The 244-nt window shown below is 72.5% G+C and carries 1 pseudogene; it reads right to left on the bottom strand.

Features of this window, described 5'->3' with window-relative positions:
• Nucleotides 1-244: pseudogene (locus CVH10_RS23495) on the bottom strand (hypothetical protein); the annotation flags it as partial.

Below are 244 nucleotides of genomic sequence, written 5' to 3' on the forward strand. Positions count from 1 at the left end.
TCCATCCGCAGCCATTCGGCGAGCACGTTGACGGCATCCCGGGTGTCGTCGACCGCCAGCAGCTGCATGGCGGGCCGCCCTGGCACGGCGGGCAATGGCTCGGCGCTGGTGGGCGGCGCCGCGGCGAACAGCGGCAGGTGCAGCGTGAAGGTGCTGCCGTTGCCTACGCCGTCGCTGTGCGCGTCGATCCGGCCGTCGTGCAGGGCCGCCAAGCTCTGCGCAATGGCCAGACCCAACCCCAGGC

Origin of the sequence: Halomonas sp. ND22Bw (assembly GCF_003011945.1) — a bacterium.
GTDB classification, from domain to species: Bacteria; Pseudomonadota; Gammaproteobacteria; order Pseudomonadales; family Halomonadaceae; genus Halomonas; species Halomonas halophila.